24 protein-coding genes and 1 pseudogene are annotated in these 19165 nt (G+C 41.7%); 13 read left to right on the top strand and 12 right to left on the bottom strand.

What is annotated here, in order from left to right:
• Positions 1-64: 64 nt before the first annotated feature.
• The 3 genes from LC586_RS25765 (at position 65) to LC586_RS25755 (ending at position 1302) form a co-directional block, all read left to right on the top strand.
• Entirely contained in the window at positions 65-286 is a 222-nt protein-coding gene (locus LC586_RS25765; protein ID WP_229488080.1) for an addiction module protein, read from the top strand.
• The gene (locus LC586_RS25760) at positions 279-578 is read left to right on the top strand and encodes a type II toxin-antitoxin system RelE/ParE family toxin (protein WP_309143404.1); all 300 of its coding nucleotides are present in this window, start codon (positions 279-281) and stop codon (positions 576-578) included. Before LC586_RS25765 ends, LC586_RS25760 begins: the two co-directional genes overlap by 8 nt.
• Before the next feature lie 247 nt (positions 579-825).
• Positions 826-1302 (top strand): PD-(D/E)XK nuclease superfamily protein, encoded by a 477-nt coding sequence (locus LC586_RS25755; RefSeq protein WP_229488079.1) that lies wholly within the window; start codon positions 826-828, stop codon positions 1300-1302.
• Here LC586_RS25755 and LC586_RS25750 read toward each other — a convergent pair.
• Positions 1274-2131, bottom strand: coding sequence for a DNA adenine methylase (locus LC586_RS25750; protein ID WP_229488078.1), 858 nt, complete (start codon positions 2129-2131; stop codon positions 1274-1276). The two genes, LC586_RS25755 and LC586_RS25750, sit on opposite strands and share 29 nt — an antisense overlap.
• 165 nt (positions 2132-2296) lie before the next feature.
• Between LC586_RS25750 and LC586_RS25745 the strand changes: the two genes are divergently transcribed.
• The 3 genes from LC586_RS25745 (at position 2297) to LC586_RS25735 (ending at position 4224) form a co-directional block, all read left to right on the top strand.
• Positions 2297-2503, top strand: coding sequence for a DUF751 family protein (locus tag LC586_RS25745; RefSeq protein WP_229488077.1), 207 nt, complete (start codon positions 2297-2299; stop codon positions 2501-2503).
• 123 nt (positions 2504-2626) lie between these two features.
• Positions 2627-3046 carry a 30S ribosome-binding factor RbfA gene (rbfA, locus tag LC586_RS25740; protein WP_229488076.1) on the top strand — a complete coding sequence of 140 codons (420 nt, stop codon included), beginning with the start codon at positions 2627-2629 and terminating at the stop codon, positions 3044-3046.
• 941 nt (positions 3047-3987) lie between these two features.
• Entirely contained in the window at positions 3988-4224 is a 237-nt protein-coding gene (locus LC586_RS25735; protein WP_229488075.1) for a DUF4327 family protein, read from the top strand.
• Between the two features lie 688 nt (positions 4225-4912).
• Here LC586_RS25735 and LC586_RS25730 read toward each other — a convergent pair.
• Complete coding sequence (locus tag LC586_RS25730) at positions 4913-5266, bottom strand: hypothetical protein (RefSeq protein ID WP_100901541.1); 354 nt, start codon at positions 5264-5266, stop codon at positions 4913-4915.
• 115 nt (positions 5267-5381) lie between these two features.
• Here LC586_RS25730 and LC586_RS25725 point away from each other — a divergent pair.
• A pseudogene (locus LC586_RS25725) lies at positions 5382-5669 on the top strand (cation transporter dimerization domain-containing protein); the annotation flags it as partial.
• A 294-nt stretch (positions 5670-5963) separates the two neighbouring features.
• Here the strand turns inward: LC586_RS25725 and LC586_RS25720 are convergent.
• The gene (locus LC586_RS25720; RefSeq protein ID WP_229488074.1) at positions 5964-6368 is read right to left on the bottom strand and encodes a response regulator; all 405 of its coding nucleotides are present in this window, start codon (positions 6366-6368) and stop codon (positions 5964-5966) included.
• 40 nt (positions 6369-6408) lie between these two features.
• Here LC586_RS25720 and LC586_RS25715 point away from each other — a divergent pair, with 40 nt between their 5' ends.
• Positions 6409-6555: a hypothetical protein gene (locus LC586_RS25715; RefSeq protein WP_229488073.1), complete on the top strand. Its 147-nt coding sequence runs from the start codon at positions 6409-6411 to the stop codon at positions 6553-6555.
• Between the two features lie 342 nt (positions 6556-6897).
• Positions 6898-7047, top strand: coding sequence for a hypothetical protein (locus LC586_RS25710; RefSeq protein ID WP_229488072.1), 150 nt, complete (start codon positions 6898-6900; stop codon positions 7045-7047).
• 408 nt (positions 7048-7455) lie between these two features.
• Here the strand turns inward: LC586_RS25710 and guaA are convergent, their stop codons facing one another.
• The 9 genes from guaA to LC586_RS25665 all read right to left on the bottom strand — a co-directional run bounded on the left by guaA (position 7456) and on the right by LC586_RS25665 (position 14126).
• Positions 7456-9075, bottom strand: a complete 1620-nt coding sequence (guaA, locus tag LC586_RS25705) for a glutamine-hydrolyzing GMP synthase (protein ID WP_229488071.1) — start codon at positions 9073-9075, stop codon at positions 7456-7458.
• 224 nt (positions 9076-9299) lie between these two features.
• Positions 9300-10415, bottom strand: a complete 1116-nt coding sequence (gene cbiD, locus LC586_RS25700) for a cobalt-precorrin-5B (C(1))-methyltransferase CbiD (protein ID WP_229488070.1) — start codon at positions 10413-10415, stop codon at positions 9300-9302.
• 326 nt (positions 10416-10741) lie between these two features.
• Positions 10742-11026, bottom strand: a complete 285-nt coding sequence (locus LC586_RS25695) for a hypothetical protein (protein ID WP_229488069.1) — start codon at positions 11024-11026, stop codon at positions 10742-10744.
• Between the two features lie 202 nt (positions 11027-11228).
• Positions 11229-11411 carry a type II toxin-antitoxin system HicA family toxin gene (locus LC586_RS25690; protein WP_229488068.1) on the bottom strand — a complete coding sequence of 61 codons (183 nt, stop codon included), beginning with the start codon at positions 11409-11411 and terminating at the stop codon, positions 11229-11231.
• A complete protein-coding gene (locus LC586_RS25685; RefSeq protein ID WP_229488067.1) occupies positions 11408-11599 on the bottom strand; it encodes a hypothetical protein in 192 nt (63 codons plus the stop codon). The genes LC586_RS25690 and LC586_RS25685 overlap by 4 nt, the downstream gene beginning before the upstream one ends.
• A gap of 103 nt (positions 11600-11702) precedes the next feature.
• Positions 11703-11912: a DUF433 domain-containing protein gene (locus LC586_RS25680; protein ID WP_229488066.1), complete on the bottom strand. Its 210-nt coding sequence runs from the start codon at positions 11910-11912 to the stop codon at positions 11703-11705.
• Positions 11913-12092: 180 nt separating this feature from the next.
• On the bottom strand, positions 12093-12389 hold the full coding sequence (locus LC586_RS25675; RefSeq protein WP_229488065.1) for a DUF7734 family protein: 297 nt from the start codon (positions 12387-12389) through the stop codon (positions 12093-12095).
• A 37-nt stretch (positions 12390-12426) separates the two neighbouring features.
• Positions 12427-13023, bottom strand: coding sequence for a DUF3177 family protein (locus LC586_RS25670; RefSeq protein ID WP_229488064.1), 597 nt, complete (start codon positions 13021-13023; stop codon positions 12427-12429).
• A gap of 857 nt (positions 13024-13880) precedes the next feature.
• A complete protein-coding gene (locus tag LC586_RS25665) occupies positions 13881-14126 on the bottom strand; it encodes a Calvin cycle protein CP12 (protein ID WP_100901547.1) in 246 nt (81 codons plus the stop codon).
• Positions 14127-14497: 371 nt separating this feature from the next.
• On the opposite strand from LC586_RS25665, the gene LC586_RS25660 reads away from it, so the two are divergent.
• The 4 genes from LC586_RS25660 to kdpA all read left to right on the top strand — a co-directional run bounded on the left by LC586_RS25660 (position 14498) and on the right by kdpA (position 19111).
• The gene (locus LC586_RS25660; RefSeq protein WP_229488111.1) at positions 14498-15733 is read left to right on the top strand and encodes an FIST signal transduction protein; all 1236 of its coding nucleotides are present in this window, start codon (positions 14498-14500) and stop codon (positions 15731-15733) included.
• 467 nt (positions 15734-16200) lie between these two features.
• Positions 16201-16521 (top strand): hypothetical protein, encoded by a 321-nt coding sequence (locus LC586_RS25655; protein ID WP_229488063.1) that lies wholly within the window; start codon positions 16201-16203, stop codon positions 16519-16521.
• A complete protein-coding gene (locus LC586_RS25650; protein ID WP_229488062.1) occupies positions 16522-16977 on the top strand; it encodes a type II toxin-antitoxin system VapC family toxin in 456 nt (151 codons plus the stop codon).
• Between the two features lie 385 nt (positions 16978-17362).
• The gene (gene kdpA, locus LC586_RS25645) at positions 17363-19111 is read left to right on the top strand and encodes a potassium-transporting ATPase subunit KdpA (RefSeq protein ID WP_229488061.1); all 1749 of its coding nucleotides are present in this window, start codon (positions 17363-17365) and stop codon (positions 19109-19111) included.
• The last annotated feature ends 54 nt before the right edge of the window (positions 19112-19165 follow it).

The raw sequence follows: 19165 nt of genomic DNA, 5'->3' as shown, positions 1-19165 counted from the left end.
ATGTTGTTATAGATATGGCGGTTTCGGGGTGTAATAATGAAGGTGAATAAAATCATAGAAGACCATGAACCCAGTATTTCCCGAACTCTCTAGTCTTTCGAGAGCGGAAAAACTTCAACTAGTAGAAGATTTATGGGATGAGATTGCCGCTACACCAGCAGCACTCCCAGTTTTAGATTGGCAAAAACAAGAGCTAGCCCGTCGCAAAGCCGAATATCAACAAAACCCAGCCATTGGTAGCAGTTGGGAAGATGTAAAAGCCAGAATCTCTCAATGGCATAGCTAGAAACTTAACTATCCTTATAGCCGCAGAACTAGACATTATTGAAGCTTATGACTGGTACGAGGGACGCAAATTTGGGTTAGGCGCCCAGTTCCTACGCTCTATTGATGCCTGCCTGAATTTAATTCAGCGTCACCCCAGCACGTACCAGATTGTTCATGAAACTTATCGCCGCGCTACAGTCAGGCGTTTTCCCTACGTCGTTTTTTACGAGTTTAATGAACAGGAGATTATTATCTACGCTGTTTTCCACTGTTCCCAAGATCCAGAAAAATGGCGCAGTCGCTTGCAATAGTTGGTCTTTGAACCGATACAAAAAATCCATTATTTTAACTATTATCTCAATTAGTAACTCGTTTTTTATACAAATTATTAATACATTTGTATTTATTTAGTACAAGAGTACCAAATATTTCAGATTTTTTACTTATTAATCCAACCTTATTTAGTCAAAATCAAAAATTCATATTAAGCAACTGACACTTTTTTACTGGTTTTGTGAAATCCTATAATAAGCAGGACGTTTGGCAGAGGGATTTAGGATGGCTCTGACTCAAGGCGGACGGGCAAATAAGGCTGGGAATATTTTAGAAAGAAATGTAGAAGCAATTTTGACTGGGCATAATTATTTCCAAGTCGGGAACTATGTGCCAAAAGAATTTATTTTAAATGCTGCTTTATTGCCAAAGCGTTATGGAAAAGAAATTTATATTGGAACTGGAATTTATCATACCGATTTGAAGGTTGATTTTTATGTTGTTGGCTCACCTGCAATGCCATCTGGTTTAATTTTCGAGTGCAAATGGCAAGAAAGCCCCGGTTCAGTTGATGAAAAGTTTCCTTACTTGAATATGAATATCCAGAACTATTACCCTGCACCAACTATCGTCATACTAGGCGGTGAAGGTATGCGAGAAGGCGCAAGCAAATGGCTAAAAGCAAGAGTTAATGATAACCATAATTTATTAGCAGTTTATAGTTTAGACAGATTCATTGCTTGGGCAAATAAAAATCTTTAAAAGATGTAATTAAGAGTTCGTAAATCATCCCTCTATTTTTTATGTTTGAGTTAATTGATCGTGCTGCTTTGATTCTATAAGTTTCAAAATTAATATCAGTATAAATTTTTTGAATAAATTCGCTATCAGAATTACATACCATAACTTTGACACCACGACTTGCTAACTCTGCACAAGTATCTCTCAAAACTTCTTGGTCTTTTTTACTAAAACAAGTTTGGCTATAAGCAGTAAAATAGCTTGTCTCACTGATAGGATGATATGGCGGGTCAAAAAATACAAAGTCATCACTGCTAGTTGCATGATTTAAGACTTCTGTAAAATCTGCTTGTTTAATTTCTGCATGAGAAAGCGCTGCTGAGGCTGCTTTTAGTAAAACCTCAGAACAAATATTTGGATTTTCATATTTGCCTAAAGGCACATTGAATTTACCCTGTGAATTGACTCGATAAAGGCCATTAAAACAAGTCTTATTAAGATAAATTATACGAGCAGCTTTTTCTATGTCAGTACCACCAGAGTGGTTTCGGATACTATAGTAATAATCTTTATCATGTCGGATTTTATGCTCTTTCAATAGAGAAATTAATTCCTCAACATAATCTCTAACACAACAATAAGTGTTAATTAATTCGGCGTTAATATCAGTTAAAACTGCTGCGGTTGGTTGGAGATAGAAAAAAACTGCACCACCACCCAAGAATGGCTCATAGTAATTTTTATAACTTTTAGGAAAATAAGGAATATATTGCTGTATCAACCTACTTTTACCCCCTGCCCACTTCAAAAATGGACGCGGGCTAGTTTCCTTGGGGATTTGAATTACCATTTACTTGCGATTTAACTGAAAATAATCGTGACTAAATAAAGTTAATATAACCGACGAAGTATATTTTATATTAGCTGGCTAATTTTCCAGCCGCATAGATTACAATTGAGTAGATAAAGCATATCAAAACAAACGTAAGTATATAACAAGGCAGTTTACATTCAGATGTTTGACGGATTTTGGGATAACGTCTTTCGCTACCCCCGGTACTTAATTACTATCGTCTTAGGACTGTTTCTGAACACCTTTGCGCCGTTAGTGCCATTGTTGAAGCGCCCAGTCACCTTAATCGCTATCTTGGGTTTGTTTGTGAGCAGCCTAGTCTTCCTTACTCTCACCCTACGGGCAATGCTGGGCTTGAGTACAATCTAGACTAGCGCTATATCGGGGCTGTGCCCCACAGACGGTTGCTCTTGGCGTTGCTCCCGCTAAGTACTGTCTACTCAACTTGCATCTATTTTTGTCGTACAACCTCTGTGATGAGGCGAAATTTTTATGGCTACAAATCGTCGGGTTTCCCGCGTTGCTGAATTGATCAAACGGGAAGTTAGCCAAATGCTGCTCAACGGCATCAAGGATGACCGTGTGGGTACTGGAATGGTAAGTGTTACTGATGTTGATGTTTCCGGCGATCTCCAACACGCCAAAATCTACGTCAGTATCTATGGTACAGATGAAGCTAAAGCAGAAACAATGGCAGGCTTAAAGTCGGCTACAGGTTACGTCCGCAGTGAACTTGGGGCGCGGGTAAGGCTACGTCGTACCCCAGAAGTGCTGTTTCTCGAAGATCGCTCCATAGAACGCGGTAATAAAGTACTGGCACTACTAAACCAACTTAACCATCAGCGTCCGCCAGAAAATCTGCTAGCAGTAGAAGACAACACTGATCAAGATGATGAATTATCTGATGAATAAGTAACTTAAATAACAATGTAACTTCAGAACAATTAATCTCAGCAAATCCGCCAAACAATTTACAGACGCGACGCGATCGCGTCTGTTTTAATATGACCATAACCTACTTCAGGGATCGGTAGTTGGATGTATACGCTTTTTGTTTGCCTTGGCTTTCGTCCCTACTCTACTATTCCTCTTTCCCTCTACCGCCTGCTGCCTATTTGTAGTGACCTTTAAGAGAAATCCTGTTAAGGGAACTCCAAAAATTAAATTATCCAATTCTTGCATCCAATACAACTATCAGATTCTGCTTCCCCTGCGATTGGATATTGTTTTATTTGGAAGTTCCTTACTCCACCCTTCTACAGATGTTTATCCAAAGAAAACTGTGTAATATTAGTACTCAAATTAACCAACTAATTACGGTTATACTTAAGAAATTGTTAACAGATGCTGGGATAAAAGCCTTCGTAGTGTACTTTAGCCGTTATGTTTTGCAACACTTTATACCCTAGTATCTGACAAATATTCTTGTGTTGTTTACCCTTAGATAAATACCAGCAGTTCTAAATCCGCCTTTAAGGTGATTATTTGATATGTAAGCGATGCCTGCGGCGGGCTACGCCTACGTGCCCTGAACCTCTGGACAACCGGCAAATCTTGCCTAAATACAGTAATGGCAAGACTTTCAGACTTGTTGTATAAAAAACCATACAGCTGCCATAGCAGGTTAAGTTAACTACTCGGAATTTTTTTTGTAAAGCGGATTTTCGATAAATGTCAGGATTCGTTGACTTTCTTAACATATCTTGAGATAATTTTAGGAGATGTAGCGTCAAAATAAAAATAGTTCCGTATAGCAAACTACAAAATCCTAGCCACAAGTCTAATTTCTGTAATGTTTGTTCCTAATTTTTAACGGGAACACTATCGTAAGTGTTAATTTGTGAGTAAAAAACATGAGTGTGAATACGGTGCCTTCTATCAATTATTACTCTCTCGATCTGATTCAAGACGAAGCACGCCGACTGGTGCAAAAGGGAATCATTAGCCGACAACAGCCAATATATACGCTCTGCCAATACATTCCAGCGAGAGAGTGGGTTTGCGTTGAATGTGAATTAGAGAAATGTGACTTTTTGTTACGCGATCGCATTGGCGACCTAATTGGTCGTGAACAGTGGGACAACGACTAAATCAATGTTTAATTTCGGGTTTGGGATTGGGGGTTCATTTTCGATGTGTGGATGTCACAATCAACGATCCTACGCCCAATCTGGGGGATAATCTCTGATTTTTGATAAGCATTGCCCCATGCAGAATCTTGCGTTTTTCATTAACACCGAAGCATTGGAGTCTGAATTTATACAATTTTTCAAGTTAAAAAAAGCATCAGAAGCATTTGTTCTATATATCTGGTGCTACAACTTGAGTCTAGTATGTAAATTCTGTAACCGGAGCGGTTCCCAATATGGAACTGCTCCGGTAATTTTTATAAAGCTTCCCGGCACTGTAAGGGGATTAGGGGGTTAGGTTTTCGTGGACTTTTCCACATGACCAAATAATTAGTAATTCGTAATTCGTAATTCGTAATTTATGGTATAAGCCCCTAACTTTAGTTATGGAGATAAATAAATTTTTTCCTTCTTTCAGAGCAAGCGACTTCAGTCGTGGGGTCATAACTACGAATTACTGTCTTCGCAGCGTTAGCGAGTCCTCGAGCGTCATTATCAATTACGAATTATCTTGACCTGAATTGTCAGACTTCTAACAGGGCATTCTGGAACCATTCGTTACAGTTTAAAGGAGAGGAAGCAATAGTTTCCTCCGCCCTTGCAATGATTATCATTATTGTTTAAGCGTGGATTCTTGATTTTTGGTAATTTAGCCCACTTGCTCTAAGTAATTATTAATGTCTTCAATGATGCGAGTAAGTTCAGCTTCCGTAGTCAAGCGGATGTTGACGTTGCGGACAGTCAGCAAAACTTTGGCAGCGAAGGGCGTCGGCCAGATATTAGGATTACAGAAAATTTCTAAAAATACTTCACCCGTATAACGATATTCTAGGGGAGGCTGGGGAGTTACTTTACCGCCGCCAGGAGTGGGTTTAGCGGCGACAGCTTTCAGACGCTCCATCAATTGATCTGTTGCTGCTTTTAATTCTCGTGCTGCTTGGGGTGAAAAACTGAAGGAGACAGAACCTTCAATTAGGTTCAATGTTAGAGGAATTGAAGACATATCTTTTTTATTAAAACTTCTTGATAAGTACTAATATTACCGGAAGAAGAGACGAAGCTGCCGAGATCGGCGGCGAAGCCCACTTTTTCGAGGATGCGCCCCAGCTTTGCATTAGCTTGTAGATCAAATGGCGATCGCACCAGAAGCAATTCATGCGATCGCTACTTCTGTTCCAGGTGTAATTAACTGTCATGATATTGCTTCTCGCGGTGTTCTTGGTCGTCAAGTCTTCATCGAAATGCATTTAATAGTAGATGCACCAGACGTAGAAACCGCTCACCACATCACCGAAGAAGTAGAAAGCCGATTAGAAGAACGATTCCGTCCAGTCAGGATTTTAATTCACGTCGAGCCACCAGCCTATAAGTCTGAGCAAATTAGCTTTGAAACTGGAGCGAAGTAATCTAAGCAATTTAAAATCACGCCTTGTTTTAGATATAAGGAAGCCTTAACTCAGACTTTTTTGCAGCTAACTGAAACGTCTCCGGCTTTGCTCAAAATTAACAAATGCAATGATGTCAAATTCCTGGCTATTGACTGGATGCATTCTTTTATGCGCGATCGTTTTTACAAAAAACACCTTACATTGTGCTTCAGCAAGGTGTAGGTAGTTCACTTTTAGATGAAGAATATGACGGGAGATGAGGGAAATTAAAGAAATAACAAATGACCACCGACAAATCACTGCATCTTTTCATTAACTCTTATAAGAAGCAACTAAATTAGCGACGATCGCAACTAGTTCTCCTGGGTCAACTGGTTTAGCCACATGAGACTGAAAGCCCGCTTCCAGGGCACGGCTACGATACTCGCTATCGCCATAGGCAGTTAAAGCTATAGCGGGGAGTTTTCCCCAAATATCAGACTTCAGCGCCCGGATCTTGCGGATGAGAGTGTAGCCATCTTCACCAGGCATAGCAATATCACAAATCAAAACTTCTGGTTGCAACTCAGGTAATACTTTCAATGCTACCTCCGCCGATGCAACTGCCATGACGGTGGCTCCATCAGCTTCCAACACGGTAGTAATGTAAAAGCGGCTATCTTCATCATCATCAACTACGAGGATGTTTAAGCCAGCAAGGGGCAGAGCAGGTTCCATAACATCTCCATTAACGTTGATCAAATGAAAGTTATTTCTAATGAGATGCTTGTTTTTTTTCAGTGACCACACCATTGGTAATTTTACTGCGATCGCGTCTCTTTTCCTAGAAAAAACTCAAGTCGTCCAACCACCATCTAATTGGCGGTTAATTCTTCCCTGGCATTTATATTTATTGCCTGTATAAAATCCCATTGACAAATTTCACCGAACAAGCCAAAAGTTAAAAGAAAGAAAGAATAATTTTAGGACTTACGCAAGTGTCATATTCTTTTCGTATTGACATGCCATCAGGTGAATCAACTTTGGGATAAATCAATACTTGGAAATAATAAAAAGTATAATTTATTTTATACAACAATAAATTACACTTTTTTCAATAGCTATCAAGCTTAGGAAGCATCTCAGTTTTACCAAAAATTCTAAGACAGAATCCGGAACGCTGCAACTGAAGTTGGTAGCTAAGAGAGATGCACCCAAGGTGCATCGCAACTAATGACTCTTGCAATAAAATTGAGGAATTAAATCCATGAGCGATGTATTCATCCGCAGCCCTAAATACGCAGGACTGCTGACCTACAACGGTAGTGGCTTCCAAGCAAATTCAGTTCAGTTTGACAGGATTGACGGCTGGAATCTTGGTGGTGGTGATCAGCACTTCGTCGGCGATTTTAATTGATAAGGTTATAAACCTAATCACCGATTCCTTAGAACATTTTTCAACAATCACGTTAAAACCAATCTGGATTAGGACTTACGCACTGTACAAATGCATCGTGATGTGCATTACCTATCTTGAGGAAGTTTTCAGGCTTTTCTTAATTATCCTGCGATCGTCAATAGACCATGCTGTAGGGGCTAAGCTTTTGCTGTGCCCTTACGAAAGATATGGTTTTTAACCTTGCTCCATATTTGGTATTTCTTGTCAATGCGTAAGTCCTATGGATTTAGTATGGTTAAAAGAAAACTGGTCGAAAGCCACAGATGGTGTTAGATGATAGCGAGTTGTAAACGCGATCGCATTAATTTTTCAAAAGACAAAACGCGCAGAGAATAGATGAACCCTCTGCGCTTGTTTGCGTTTACATCATTCCCATTCAATGGTTCCAGGCGGCTTAGAGGTGATGTCATAAACCACCCGATTCACCCCTTTCACCTCATTCACAATCCGAGTGGAAATCACTTCCAGCACATCGTAAGGGACTCTTGCCCAATCAGCAGTCATGCCATCTTCACTGGTCACAATCCGCAAAACAATCGGGTAAGCGTAAGTACGTTGATCCCCCATAACGCCAACACTACGAATTGGCAGCAATACAGCAAATGCTTGCCAAAAATCATGATACATGCCGCGTTGGTTAATTTCTTGCCGGACAATCAAATCTGCATCGCGTAAAATGTTTAACCGCTCAGATGTGACTTCTCCCAGAATGCGAATTGCCAAACCAGGCCCAGGAAAAGGTTGCCGTTGGACAATTTCTTCTGGTAAACCAATGGAACGCCCAACTTTGCGGACTTCATCTTTAAATAGTTTCCGCAGTGGTTCCACCAATTTAAATCTTAGGTCTTTGGGCAAACCGCCAACATTGTGATGACTCTTAATTTTCACCGCTACCCGCTCACCAGTTTGGGGATCAACGTTGGTGTCAGCAGATTCGATCACATCTGGATAAAGAGTCCCTTGAGCTAGATAATCAAAGTGACCAAGGCGTTTGGATGTTTCCTCAAATACAGCAATAAATTCGTGTCCGATGCGGCGGCGTTTTTCTTCAGGATCTGTGATATCAGCAACTTTAGCTAAAAAGCGATCGCGAGCATTAACATACTCTACAGGAATGTGAAACTGCTCTTGGAACAGCTTTACCAATCGCTCTGGCTCATACTTTCGCATAAAGCCTTGATCGATAAATACGCAAGTCAGTTGCTCACCAATGGCTTTATACAGCAAGAAGGCCAGGGTAGAAGAATCCACCCCACCAGACAGCGCCAACAGCACCCGCTTGTCACCAACTCTGGCACGAATTTCCCGAATTGCCTCTTCGACAAAAGCCGCTGTTGTCCAAGTAGGTTCGCAATCGCAGATGTGGTAGACAAAATTACGGATTAATGCTATACCGCCAACAGAATGCACCACCTCTGGATGGAACTGAACGCCATAAAGTTTCTTTTCGTGATCGGCGATCGCAGCACAGGGAGTATTTTCTGTATGTGCCAGCAATTCAAACCCTGATGGCATTTGAGTAACTGAGTCTCCATGACTCATCCACATCGTACTGCCATCTTCAACATTCGTGAGCAAATCTGTGGGATCATCAATATATAATGACGCTTTGCCGTACTCACCTCGATCAGCCTTTGCCACTTCGCCGCCAAGTTGGTTTACCATCAGCTGCATCCCATAGCAAACACCCAAGACGGGTATTCCCAAATTCCAGATTTCTGGGTCACAATGGGGAGCGTTATCACCATAAACCGAACTCGGCCCACCTGAGAGGATGATTCCCTTAGGATTGAGTTGGCGCAAATGTTCAGAAGTAGTGCGATAGGATAAAACTTCAGAGTATACTTGAGTCTCGCGGATGCGACGGGCAATCAGCTCAGAATATTGAGAGCCGAAGTCCAGAATTACAATCAATTGGCGATCAAGTCTCCCAAAATTTTCTAATGTTTGGGGCGCTTGTTCTGTTGGTATCACCGCTGTATTCATGACGGGAGTGTTATGTCTGTTAAGGGTAGATGCTTTGTGGTCTATGATGATGCTATTATTCAGCCTGGGTAGGCTGATAATCGTATAGAGAGCCTTTACAAACGCAAGGTTATGTGCGTTTGTCGAGTTCCTGAGTCGGAGATGGTATTAAAACGATAAATTTACCCTAGAGTGGTTACTTAGAAGATTATTTATTTGAATTGTTTACGATTATTCATAATAAATTAACATAATTTTCCCATCAACAGACCAGCAGTTTTACTCTTCACGATAATTTTGCGATCGCGATCAAAGAGGATAGAGCCACAAATTGTTACTCCTGTGCTACTTTCCCTATGACTTTGGATGTATTCTTGAGAACGGACATCGATGGCTTCGGCGATCGCACTGTAAACTTGATTTACCCAATCACTACCAGTTGATGCATCTAGCGATTTTAGGTATGTTAGTGCGGCTTCGGCGGTTGCACTGTTAAACACAGCTTGGATATCTGGTGATTTTAAACCAGCGATCGCACAATGCGCTGACAAAATTTCTCGCCGTCCATCAGCCAAGTAGTGATGAGTGTGAAAAATCCCTCCAGCCAGTTTCATCAGCTTACCGTGATAGCCAAATAATAAGATTTCTTTCACACCCAGCACATCAGCTTCCACTAACATTGGGCCGATCCAGTTAGCAGTTTTGACCAATTGTTCAGGATTAATCCCTAGTTTACGCGCCAAATCTAGGCCATTCTCCCCGATACAGAATACTAAACTTTCAAAACGACTGGCTTTATTTTGTAACTCAGCCCGAAAAACTGCAAGCTGATCTGGTGTACTCAAAGGTTGAGAAATGCCGGTTGTGCCTAAAAGGGAAAGTCCTTCAACCACACCAAAAGCAGAATTTGAAGTGCGAACAGCAAGCGATCGCCCTTCGGGTAGAATAATCGTCACCGTGACTTTTTCCCCAGGTGCTAGCATTCGTTGCAAATTCTCGCGTAAAAGCCTTTGAGCATAGGCATAAATAGCTGGCTTGTCGTCAGCATTCATCTGTCTGCCAATTCCTTCCCCACCTTTAATAATTACAGCATCATCACCCTGTTCTCTCCACTCCACCAGCGCCCAAATCGGTGTATCTTTAGTCAAATCGAGATTATCACCAGGATCGCTGCGAGTGATTGCCAAAGCCGTACTTTCAGATAGTCCTGCTACCTGTTCGATTGGGATTTCTGCGATTTGAGCGGGTTCAATCAAATCTATAGATGCTAAAATTAGGGTTTGGCGATCGCGTAACCAATGTAAAGCTGCAACAGCAGAAGCACAGGCAAATACTGGGAGTGTGTATCCAGAAAGGGACATTTTGTAAATTCAAAAGTCAAAATAATTCTTCAAAATTGAAGAGAGTTTCAGATGGCAATTTAGACCCATCTGTAGTTTGCTTCCTTCAGGGTAACGCCCCCGTTCAGAGGCTGCCAGCAACCTTGAACTCACCACCAGAGGCTTTCAACAGTCCGCTGCAACAGGATTGTTATGCCGCAACAAGCACAAACATTTTATATCACTGAACCTAGCATTTTTTCCCCAATTGTGGTTTAACATCAGCCTTAGTAATAACGTCAATACAATCATTGTCTGTAACAATAAAGTAATGAACCACATCCCTAGTTTCCAACATTCCGCAAGATTCATCTACTAACATCCTCCACAATATCTGAATTGGACACCACATATACTGTTTCCTCCATTGGTAAAGGCAAGTGCTGGAGTTGCTTAAGCCTGCGCCCTTCGTCTATAACCCGATACACTTCTGTATATGCGAACTTGACTGTGATAGTTTGATTTGGATCATAAAAAATGAGGTCTATTTCCAGACCATCGTCACTATCTTTAAGCAACTGCACATCACTACGTTTTTTTGGGAAAGCTCCGATCTGCCAAGGTTTGTAAGACTGATGTTGAGTTCTATCCACTTTGCTGAAACCTCACATAAACCCACCCTGTTTGATTGAGAATTATGATGTCTAAAGAATTCTTCAAAATTTAAGACACTTCAGACGGCAATTTAGACCCATCTGTAGCTTGCTTCCTTCAGGGTAACGGTAAAATTGAGCCGATGCAGATACCCTCATATTCTCACCAAATAACCTTTCAGGGTTCGGCTCCAACGCCGTGTTAGCCTTCGTCGCCAAGCATTTTGATGATGTGTTTGGCAAGCTGTTCCTTAATTTCTCGATGCCTTGGAACAGGTTGAGATACCTTCGTTCTTGGGTTCTGATACCAGTCATGTTTGCCACCATGACGAATAAATACACAACCCATCTCTTCGAGGCGTTTGATCAAGTCCCGTCGTTTCACAATACCTCAAGTTCAGCCACTCTTCGGACATTGGGGATTGCCCCACTGGTTAATTCTTTGTAAATATCAGTTAAGTTCTCCTTCAATTCGTTTTCGGTTTCTGCCTGAGTCCAGTAGTCTGGATACTCCTCCAAATAGCCAAGCCACATCTCCTCATCTTGCCAGTAAACATATTTCTTGGTTGTCATAGGGTGAACGACTTATGAACTTCTCTAACTATGCCAACCATCTTATCAAACTGGGCAATTGCCCGATCACAGTCGTCCAGAGTCCTACTCACTGAGCAAACTGTTAGCCCTTCTTCTCACGATCAACAGCAAAAGCTAGACACGCTTTGATATCTTCGGAAGTTAATTCAGAAAAATCCTCTAATATTTCTGCTTCAGTCATTCCGCCTGCAAGGTACTCCAAAATATCATAAACTGTGATTCGCATTCCCCGGATACAGGGTTTACCACTGCGTTTTCCAGGTTGAATCGTAATAATGTCGTGGTAATTCATAATTAGTCAAGATAATAGTTCATTTCCCAACGTTGTTCTCGACTGAATGGTTTTGGCGTGTTCGCATCCTGGAACTGTTGCATCTAAGCCCATCCAATAATGCTAACAGTGTAACCAGTCTGTCTTAACTGCGATCATCCCCATACTGCTCTATGTTAGGAATTACAAATTAGTAATTAGTTAAACACCTACTTCTGATAATAGAGTTTCCATAGCTTCCCAAGAAATTCCTTGTTGAATATAACGGGGTGCTTCAGGATTGTAAGGACTGGCTACTCGATCAATGTTGAGGATGTTTGCCTCATCTGGTAGAACTGGTACATCTGCATCAAATGCTGTAGGGCGCATCAAAGAACTGGAAAAGCCTTTGAAAATAGCAATTGTATCTTGCTCATCAGCAATTTCCACTGTTACAATTAGGACTTCTTGGGGACGTTTAGCGGTGTATTGTTCCAGTCGCTTGCCAATGGAATCCATTTATTTTAAGAGTAGGGGTATGGTAGTGCAACGACGCTTACTGTGGTGTGGCTGAACGTCCCTGCTTGCCCAGCTTAATCAGAACAAAGTAGCTTAAGTAAAGCACATAAATTACTAAACTAGTTATGCCGAGAAAACCTAAAAACTCAGCCTTGCTATTAGCATGGAAATATTCTTTGAATAGCAACGGAGCCTCAAACCAGACGCGACAATAGGAAGTCTTCAGCGCACTGCCAGAAAAAGCACAACCCAAAAAAGGGATAAAGGCTAGTGTACCCAAAATACAATAAACAGTTGTCGCCCAGCGCCAAGAAGTAAAAATCAATTTCAAAGCGCCACTGGTTTGATACTCAATTTCATCGTTGATATCCACCCAGAACCACAGCGAAATCGGGATCAAAATCTGAGCTATCAACCCAGAGATAAAGCTAACTGGATACTGGGCAATCATTAAGTAAATCGTGATTGCTACCAGGCTTGATACTCGCCAGTATATAGCCAATAAGCGTTGTATGCCTTCTGCTTTTTGCACAAATGCCCAAATCAAAAGAATTAGCGGAATAATTACCAGGAATAATACTGCCAGTCGGTAATCCATCCAGACGAAAGGGCGAAACCAAACGTTATAGTCCATAGTTTTTCTCAAACGATAAATAAAACATTTTTAACCAAGAACAAGTATCCATAACTGACAAACCTGTAAGCTGGGGCTATTTCGTTCTAGACATAAACCGCCCAGAACTAAAGTTCTTCTCTTATAGCTAAAGTCCGTTTTAACGGACTATAACCTTTTCTCAGTCGTCTTTAGACGAGTTTCGCTATTAGACTCAGAATTCATTCTGAGGCGGGCTAGATGAGAATGAAATAGCCCTGCCTGTAAGCTATTAGCTAGCTAATAGTCTATCTATATTACATAACAGTTTAATGAAAGCACAAAGTCTAGCCTCAAGACTGCGCTCTAAATTCTTTGTGCAAGCAAGTGGCTATCCAACTTATACCATTTCACCAAATTTATACTGTAAATACGTTTGTAGGGGCATACAGATGTACGCCCCTACGGTCAATTCATTTGTTGCAAAGATTTTTGGAAAAGGTATTAAATGCTAAATTGTTTAATTCACTTTCCTCAATCTCTCTATTTAGTAAAAAACAAGCAACTCAAAGACCCTCATCTCGGATTTTGCACCTATTTGTAAGTAGCGTCAGGAAGAGTTCCAAAACTCACCCACCGACTATATACTCGGCACTCTCGGACAAAATCCCAATTTTTTTTGGGTGTAAAAGTTTCCTTTTAAGATAAAAAAACTCTCAAGTTTTAACCCTTATACATCCGTAACTCCAGATATTTCATGAATTATTTACCTGTTGGGGCAAATGATGAAAGAGGGGAGTAAGATTTTAGGCGGGAGTGAGGTGAGAGTGCAAGATTTGAGTAAGTAAATTTTGGTTGCTTGTTTACCAAACGAACAAAAAATTCACTTGTCTAAATTTTTAGTCGTCGTAAACTCGGCATTCAATTGCATCTGGGTTGTCATCACAATACTGTTCTAGAGAGTTTTTTGGCTTGCTTTGGCGCTTGTGGGAAGCTTCGGCTTGCAATTCTTCTACTGCATCCCAAGCAGCAGCACACTCTGGTGAGTTGCTACCGCTAACGTCACAGACAGTACGCGCTTGCTCCACTTCTTCTTGGATTTTCTCTTGAATATCACTCTTTGCTGTTTCTTGGATGTTGGTCATTGCTTTAGTCTCGTTGTGTGTTGTTAATACTAGTATAGAAAAACTTCAGAAATGGCAGATTTTAGCTTGATTACTAACCATTCTAACCATTCAGCTCATAACTTAGTACTTTAACCTATTGATTTATAACCAATACAGTAAACTGCCGCATCTATCAATGCATTCATCTTTATTTTTTAAGATTTTGTGGAATCAGTACCATAGATAAACAATCATACAATATATTTAGATGCATCTATTAAGGAATGACTTCCCCAGCTTCTTGGGATGGAGGAGACAAAAGGCTGGCACTAATTTTTGTCGGATGCAATTCTTCCCAAAATCAAAAATCAAAACCTACTAGCCCAAAAAGAGAAAGAAGCTCAAAACTCATGGCAGACCAAATGCAGTGGGCAAACGCCCTATCAACCCGTCATTCTTTGGAAGCAGCTGTTACAGATGTGGTGGAACGAGCTGTCTCATCGTTAACAGCACCTGCGGATCTAGGACTGGTATTCATTTCGTCTGCTTTCACGAGTGAGTATTCCCGACTGTTACCCTTGTTAGCTGAGAAACTTTCTGTGCCAGTGCTAATTGGCTGTAGTGGTGGAGGTGTGATTGGGACGACAGTTAACGGAGAAATCCAAGAACTAGAAGCTGAACCAGCTATTAGCTTGACTTTAGCATACCTTCCAGGGGTGAAGGTTCAAGTTTTTCATGTTGTTGCTGAAGAATTACCTGATTTAGACAGTTCACCAGATGCTTGGGTTGATTTGATCGGTGTGCCAACATCACCGACACCCCAGTTCATTTTGCTGTCTAGTTCTTTCGCTTCTGGAATCAACGATTTATTGCAGGGGTTGGATTTTGCTTATCCAGGATCGGTGATAGTGGGGGGACAGGCTAGTGGTGGGGGTATGGGTGGTCGTGTTGCGCTTTTTTGTAATGATACTGAGGGCGAGGAATGCCAAAGTTTGTATCGTGAGGGAACTGTTGGTATAGCTTTGACTGGAAATATTGTTTTGGAGACGATTGTAGCCCAAGGATGCCGACCGATTGGCAAACCATTGCAAGTTACAAAAGCCGATCGCAACATCATCTTAGAGTTAGATGAGAAAGTGCCTCTAGTGGTGTTGCGAGATTTGATTGCCAGTCTCAGCGAACACGAACGGATTTTAGCACAGCATTCTCTGTTTGTTGGTGTGGCGATGGATGAATTTAAGCTGGCTTTGCAACAGGGAGACTTTTTAATTCGTGGTATTCTTGGGGTCGATCCAACAGCTGGGGCGATCGCAATTGGCGATCGCGTCCGTCCAGGACAAAGGCTGCAATTCCACCTCCGCGATGCCCAAGCCTCTGCTGAAGACCTAGAATTACTCCTGCAAAGTTATCAAACCCAACGAGAATCTGAACCCTCTGCCGTAGCTGCCTTAATGTTTGCCTGTCTGGGGCGAGGTGAAGGACTCTATGGTAAACCCAATTTCGATTCTGAACTATTTCGGCGCTACGTCAGCGATATTCCTGTAGGCGGCTTTTTCTGTGGTGGTGAAATCGGCCCTGTTGGTGGCAGAACCTTCTTACACGCCTACACTTGTGCATTTGGAATTTGTCGCCAAAATCAGTTATGAATTATGAATTAGACTTCTGACTTTATCCTATCTAATTTGTGAAAATTCGCGGTGTCCAGCTCCCCGACTTCGTAAAAGTTGTCGGGGAGCTAACTTTTCACGAATGATTTAGGATTGCTATAGTAGCCTGTTATTAAATAATTCGTAATTCGTAATTCGTAATGGGCAACTCTTAGAGACGCACTCGCGTTCGCCCCGCAACGCTTTCGTAAACTTTGTTTTGTAATGGGGATTTAACCCGAACACAAAACAAAATTTTTATTGAACCGGGGGACTTAAACCCACGGAACTAGTTAAACTATAGCAGTCCTAAATCATTTGTGAAAATTATATATCTCTTTCTTCTTTCTTCCCTTTGCGCCCAAAGCCAATACTTTGCGGTTCGTTTTCAAATTTTATATTTTTCACGAATCAAATAGGACTGCTATAGAAAGTAATTTCAGTATTATTTATGGAGAGCTACTAGCATGGGAAACAATAACAATAACAATCAAATACTACCATTACTAACAGAGGCTGACAGACAAGAGTTAGAAGGCGTTGTGCAGGTGTTAGCAAATGTAACTAAGCTCCCTGTTGAAGTGGTTAAGCCACATTTTGATGCATTGCTTAAGCAGTTGATGAAATCAAAACAGGATCAACCATTTTACAAAACTGCAACGGCTCTTGAGTGGATAACAGCTTTTCGGGAATGGGCACAGAGCCATAGACGAGATACGCCCTTACTATCAGAGTATGCTTTAAGTCGGGCAGGAATATACGATGATGACGAGAACGAAGATATTTAAGTGACTTATCTTGTCGATACCAATTTACTACTACTAAGTGTACAGCCACACCACCCAATGTATGCAGATACACTGAACGCAATCTCAACTTTACCAGGAGCCGAAGAAGAGCTTTTTATTACCTCGCAAAACCTCATAGAGTTTTGGCGAAGTGCTACACGACCTGCTCAAAGGAACGGCTTAGGCTTAACCATAGCTGAAGCCAGGATGGAACTGGAGAGTTTAGAAGGTTTATTCTTGGTACTGCCAGATGTACCTGAGATTTATCCAGAGTGGAAGCGATTAATTTTACAGTATGGGGTAGCGGGTGTAAATGTCCACGATGCTAGGCTTGTAGCCTTAATGTTAGTCCACAGGTTAACCCATATCTTAACTTTCAACGTTAGAGACTTTAACCGCTACGCTTCTGAAGTCACCCCTTTGAACCCAACTAGCTTTACATCACGCCATCCGTGAGAGCTAATGAGGTTATCACCTTGCACTCTTTTTTCATGACGTGAAAAATCAGGTAGGCTATTCGCCAAAGTGGGATGCTCCCGTTTAAGCGCAAAATAGCTGTTTGTTTAGGATTTAGCTGTTTTTCTATATTTGCAGATATATATCGATATAAACGCTCTGAATACTGATATATATATATAAGTATATTCCTAAGATAGACAAGTTTAAATATTAATTTATACCTTGTGTTCTCTAACAAAAAGCTTCATGATTGATTGAGGAAACACATAATTATAGGTGAGTTCATCATAATGTCAATACCTTCTATATTCTTTCTAATTCATAGCAAGAATATAATTTATAATAATCTGAAATTTGTTTATGTCGGAGTTCGACTAATCCAATGCTAGAAGGATGGATTCAAATTGTATTAACGCTACTAATTGTAGTAGCGCTTACTCCCTTTTTTGGGCGCTATATGGCGCGTGTATACCTAGAGGAAAGGACTTTTCTCGACCCAATTCTGAATCCGGTTGAGCGAGTGCTTTATGCCTTGGTTGGCGTTAAAAACAAAGAAAACATGACGGGCTGGCAGTATGGGCGGGCAATCCTGTATAGCAACGTAGCAATGGGGTTGCTGATTTTCTTGATCATCATGAATCAGGGATCGTTGCCCCTGAATCCTACGGGAATAAATGCCCCAACTTGGGACACAGCGCTGCATACTACCATTTCTTTTATTACTAATACCAACCAGCAGCACTATTCTGGTGAAACCTACATGAGCTATGGCAGCCAAATGTGGGGGCTTGGTTATCACATGTTCACCTCTGCTGCGACTGGTTTGGCGGTGGGGATTGCTTTTATTCGGGGATTGACGGGTAGATCGTTAGGCAACTTTTATGTAGACCTAATTCGCTCGATTACCCGAATTTTGCTGCCTATTTGTATTGTGGGCGCGATCGCTTTGATGGCAGCTGGCGTTCCAGAAACTCTGGGGGGTGCAGTTGTATTCCCTACCTTGGAAAATCCGAATATTAGTCAGGCGATCGCTCGTGGCCCAGTTGCCCACTATGAAATTATCAAGCAATTAGGGGAAAACGGCGGCGGCTTTTTCGCTATCAACTCAGCACACCCCTTTGAAAATCCCAACGGATTTTCTAACTTAATTCAAATCGTGGCCATGCTTTCGATTCCTACTTCCCTAATCTACACTTATGGGTTGTTTGCGAACAACACTAAGCAAGCTTGGTTAGTCTACGGCATGGTTGGCGTTCTCTATTTAGTATTTATCATCGTCACTGCCATTGGTGAATACAACGGCAATCCGGCTGTGAATGCACTGCTGGGTAGTCAACAACCGAATTTAGAGGGTAAAGAAGTCCGGTTTGGTTGGGCACAATCTGCATTATTTGCAACGAGTACAACTGGTACTATGTGCGGTGCAGTCAATAGTTTACACGACTCCTTTATGCCCAACGGTGGTTTTATTACCCTTTCCAATATGTTCCTGCAAATTATCTGGGGTGGGCAGGGTACAGGAACCGCTTATTTATTCGCTTACCTGATTCTGGCTGTGTTCGCTACAGGGCTGATGGTAGGACGCACACCAGAATTTTTGGGACGCAAGATTGAGAAGCGCGAGGTTGTACTTGCTAGTTTCCTGATTCTGCTGGTTCACCCGATCGCTATTATGATTCCCGCAGGTATCACCCTAGCATTTGCTGACCAACTATCAGGAATTAGTAATCCGGGTTTTCACGGCTTTGCTCAAGTTATCTATGAATACGCCTCAGCTGCTGCTAACAACGGTTCTGGGTTTGAAGGCTTGGGAGATTCACAACCTTCACCATTAGCGATGTCTGCGACGGGCGCAAAAACCACTGCAACTGCCCTGTGGTGGAATCTAAGTACCTGCTTCAGTTTACTAGCTGGACGCTATATTCCAATTTTAGGTTTGCTGTTTTTGGCAGATAGCATGTCTCGCAAGCAAGCTGTTCCCTACACGACTGGTACATTGCGAACCGATACCGGACTATTTATAGGTGTCACCGCAGGCGTGATTTTAATCTTGGGCGCACTCACATTCTTCCCAGTATTAGCATTAGGCCCGATCGGTGAAGCGTTTTTTATCGCCAAAGGCATCGGCTAGGGATTGGGGAGTGGGGAGTGGGGAGCAGGGGGAGCAGGGGGAGCAGGGGGAGCA

Source organism: Nostoc favosum CHAB5714, assembly GCF_020829495.1.
Lineage (GTDB): Bacteria > Cyanobacteriota > Cyanobacteriia > Cyanobacteriales > Nostocaceae > Nostoc > Nostoc favosum.
The sequence above is the reverse complement of the archived record's forward strand: the minus strand, read 5'-3'. Positions and strand labels throughout refer to the sequence as shown.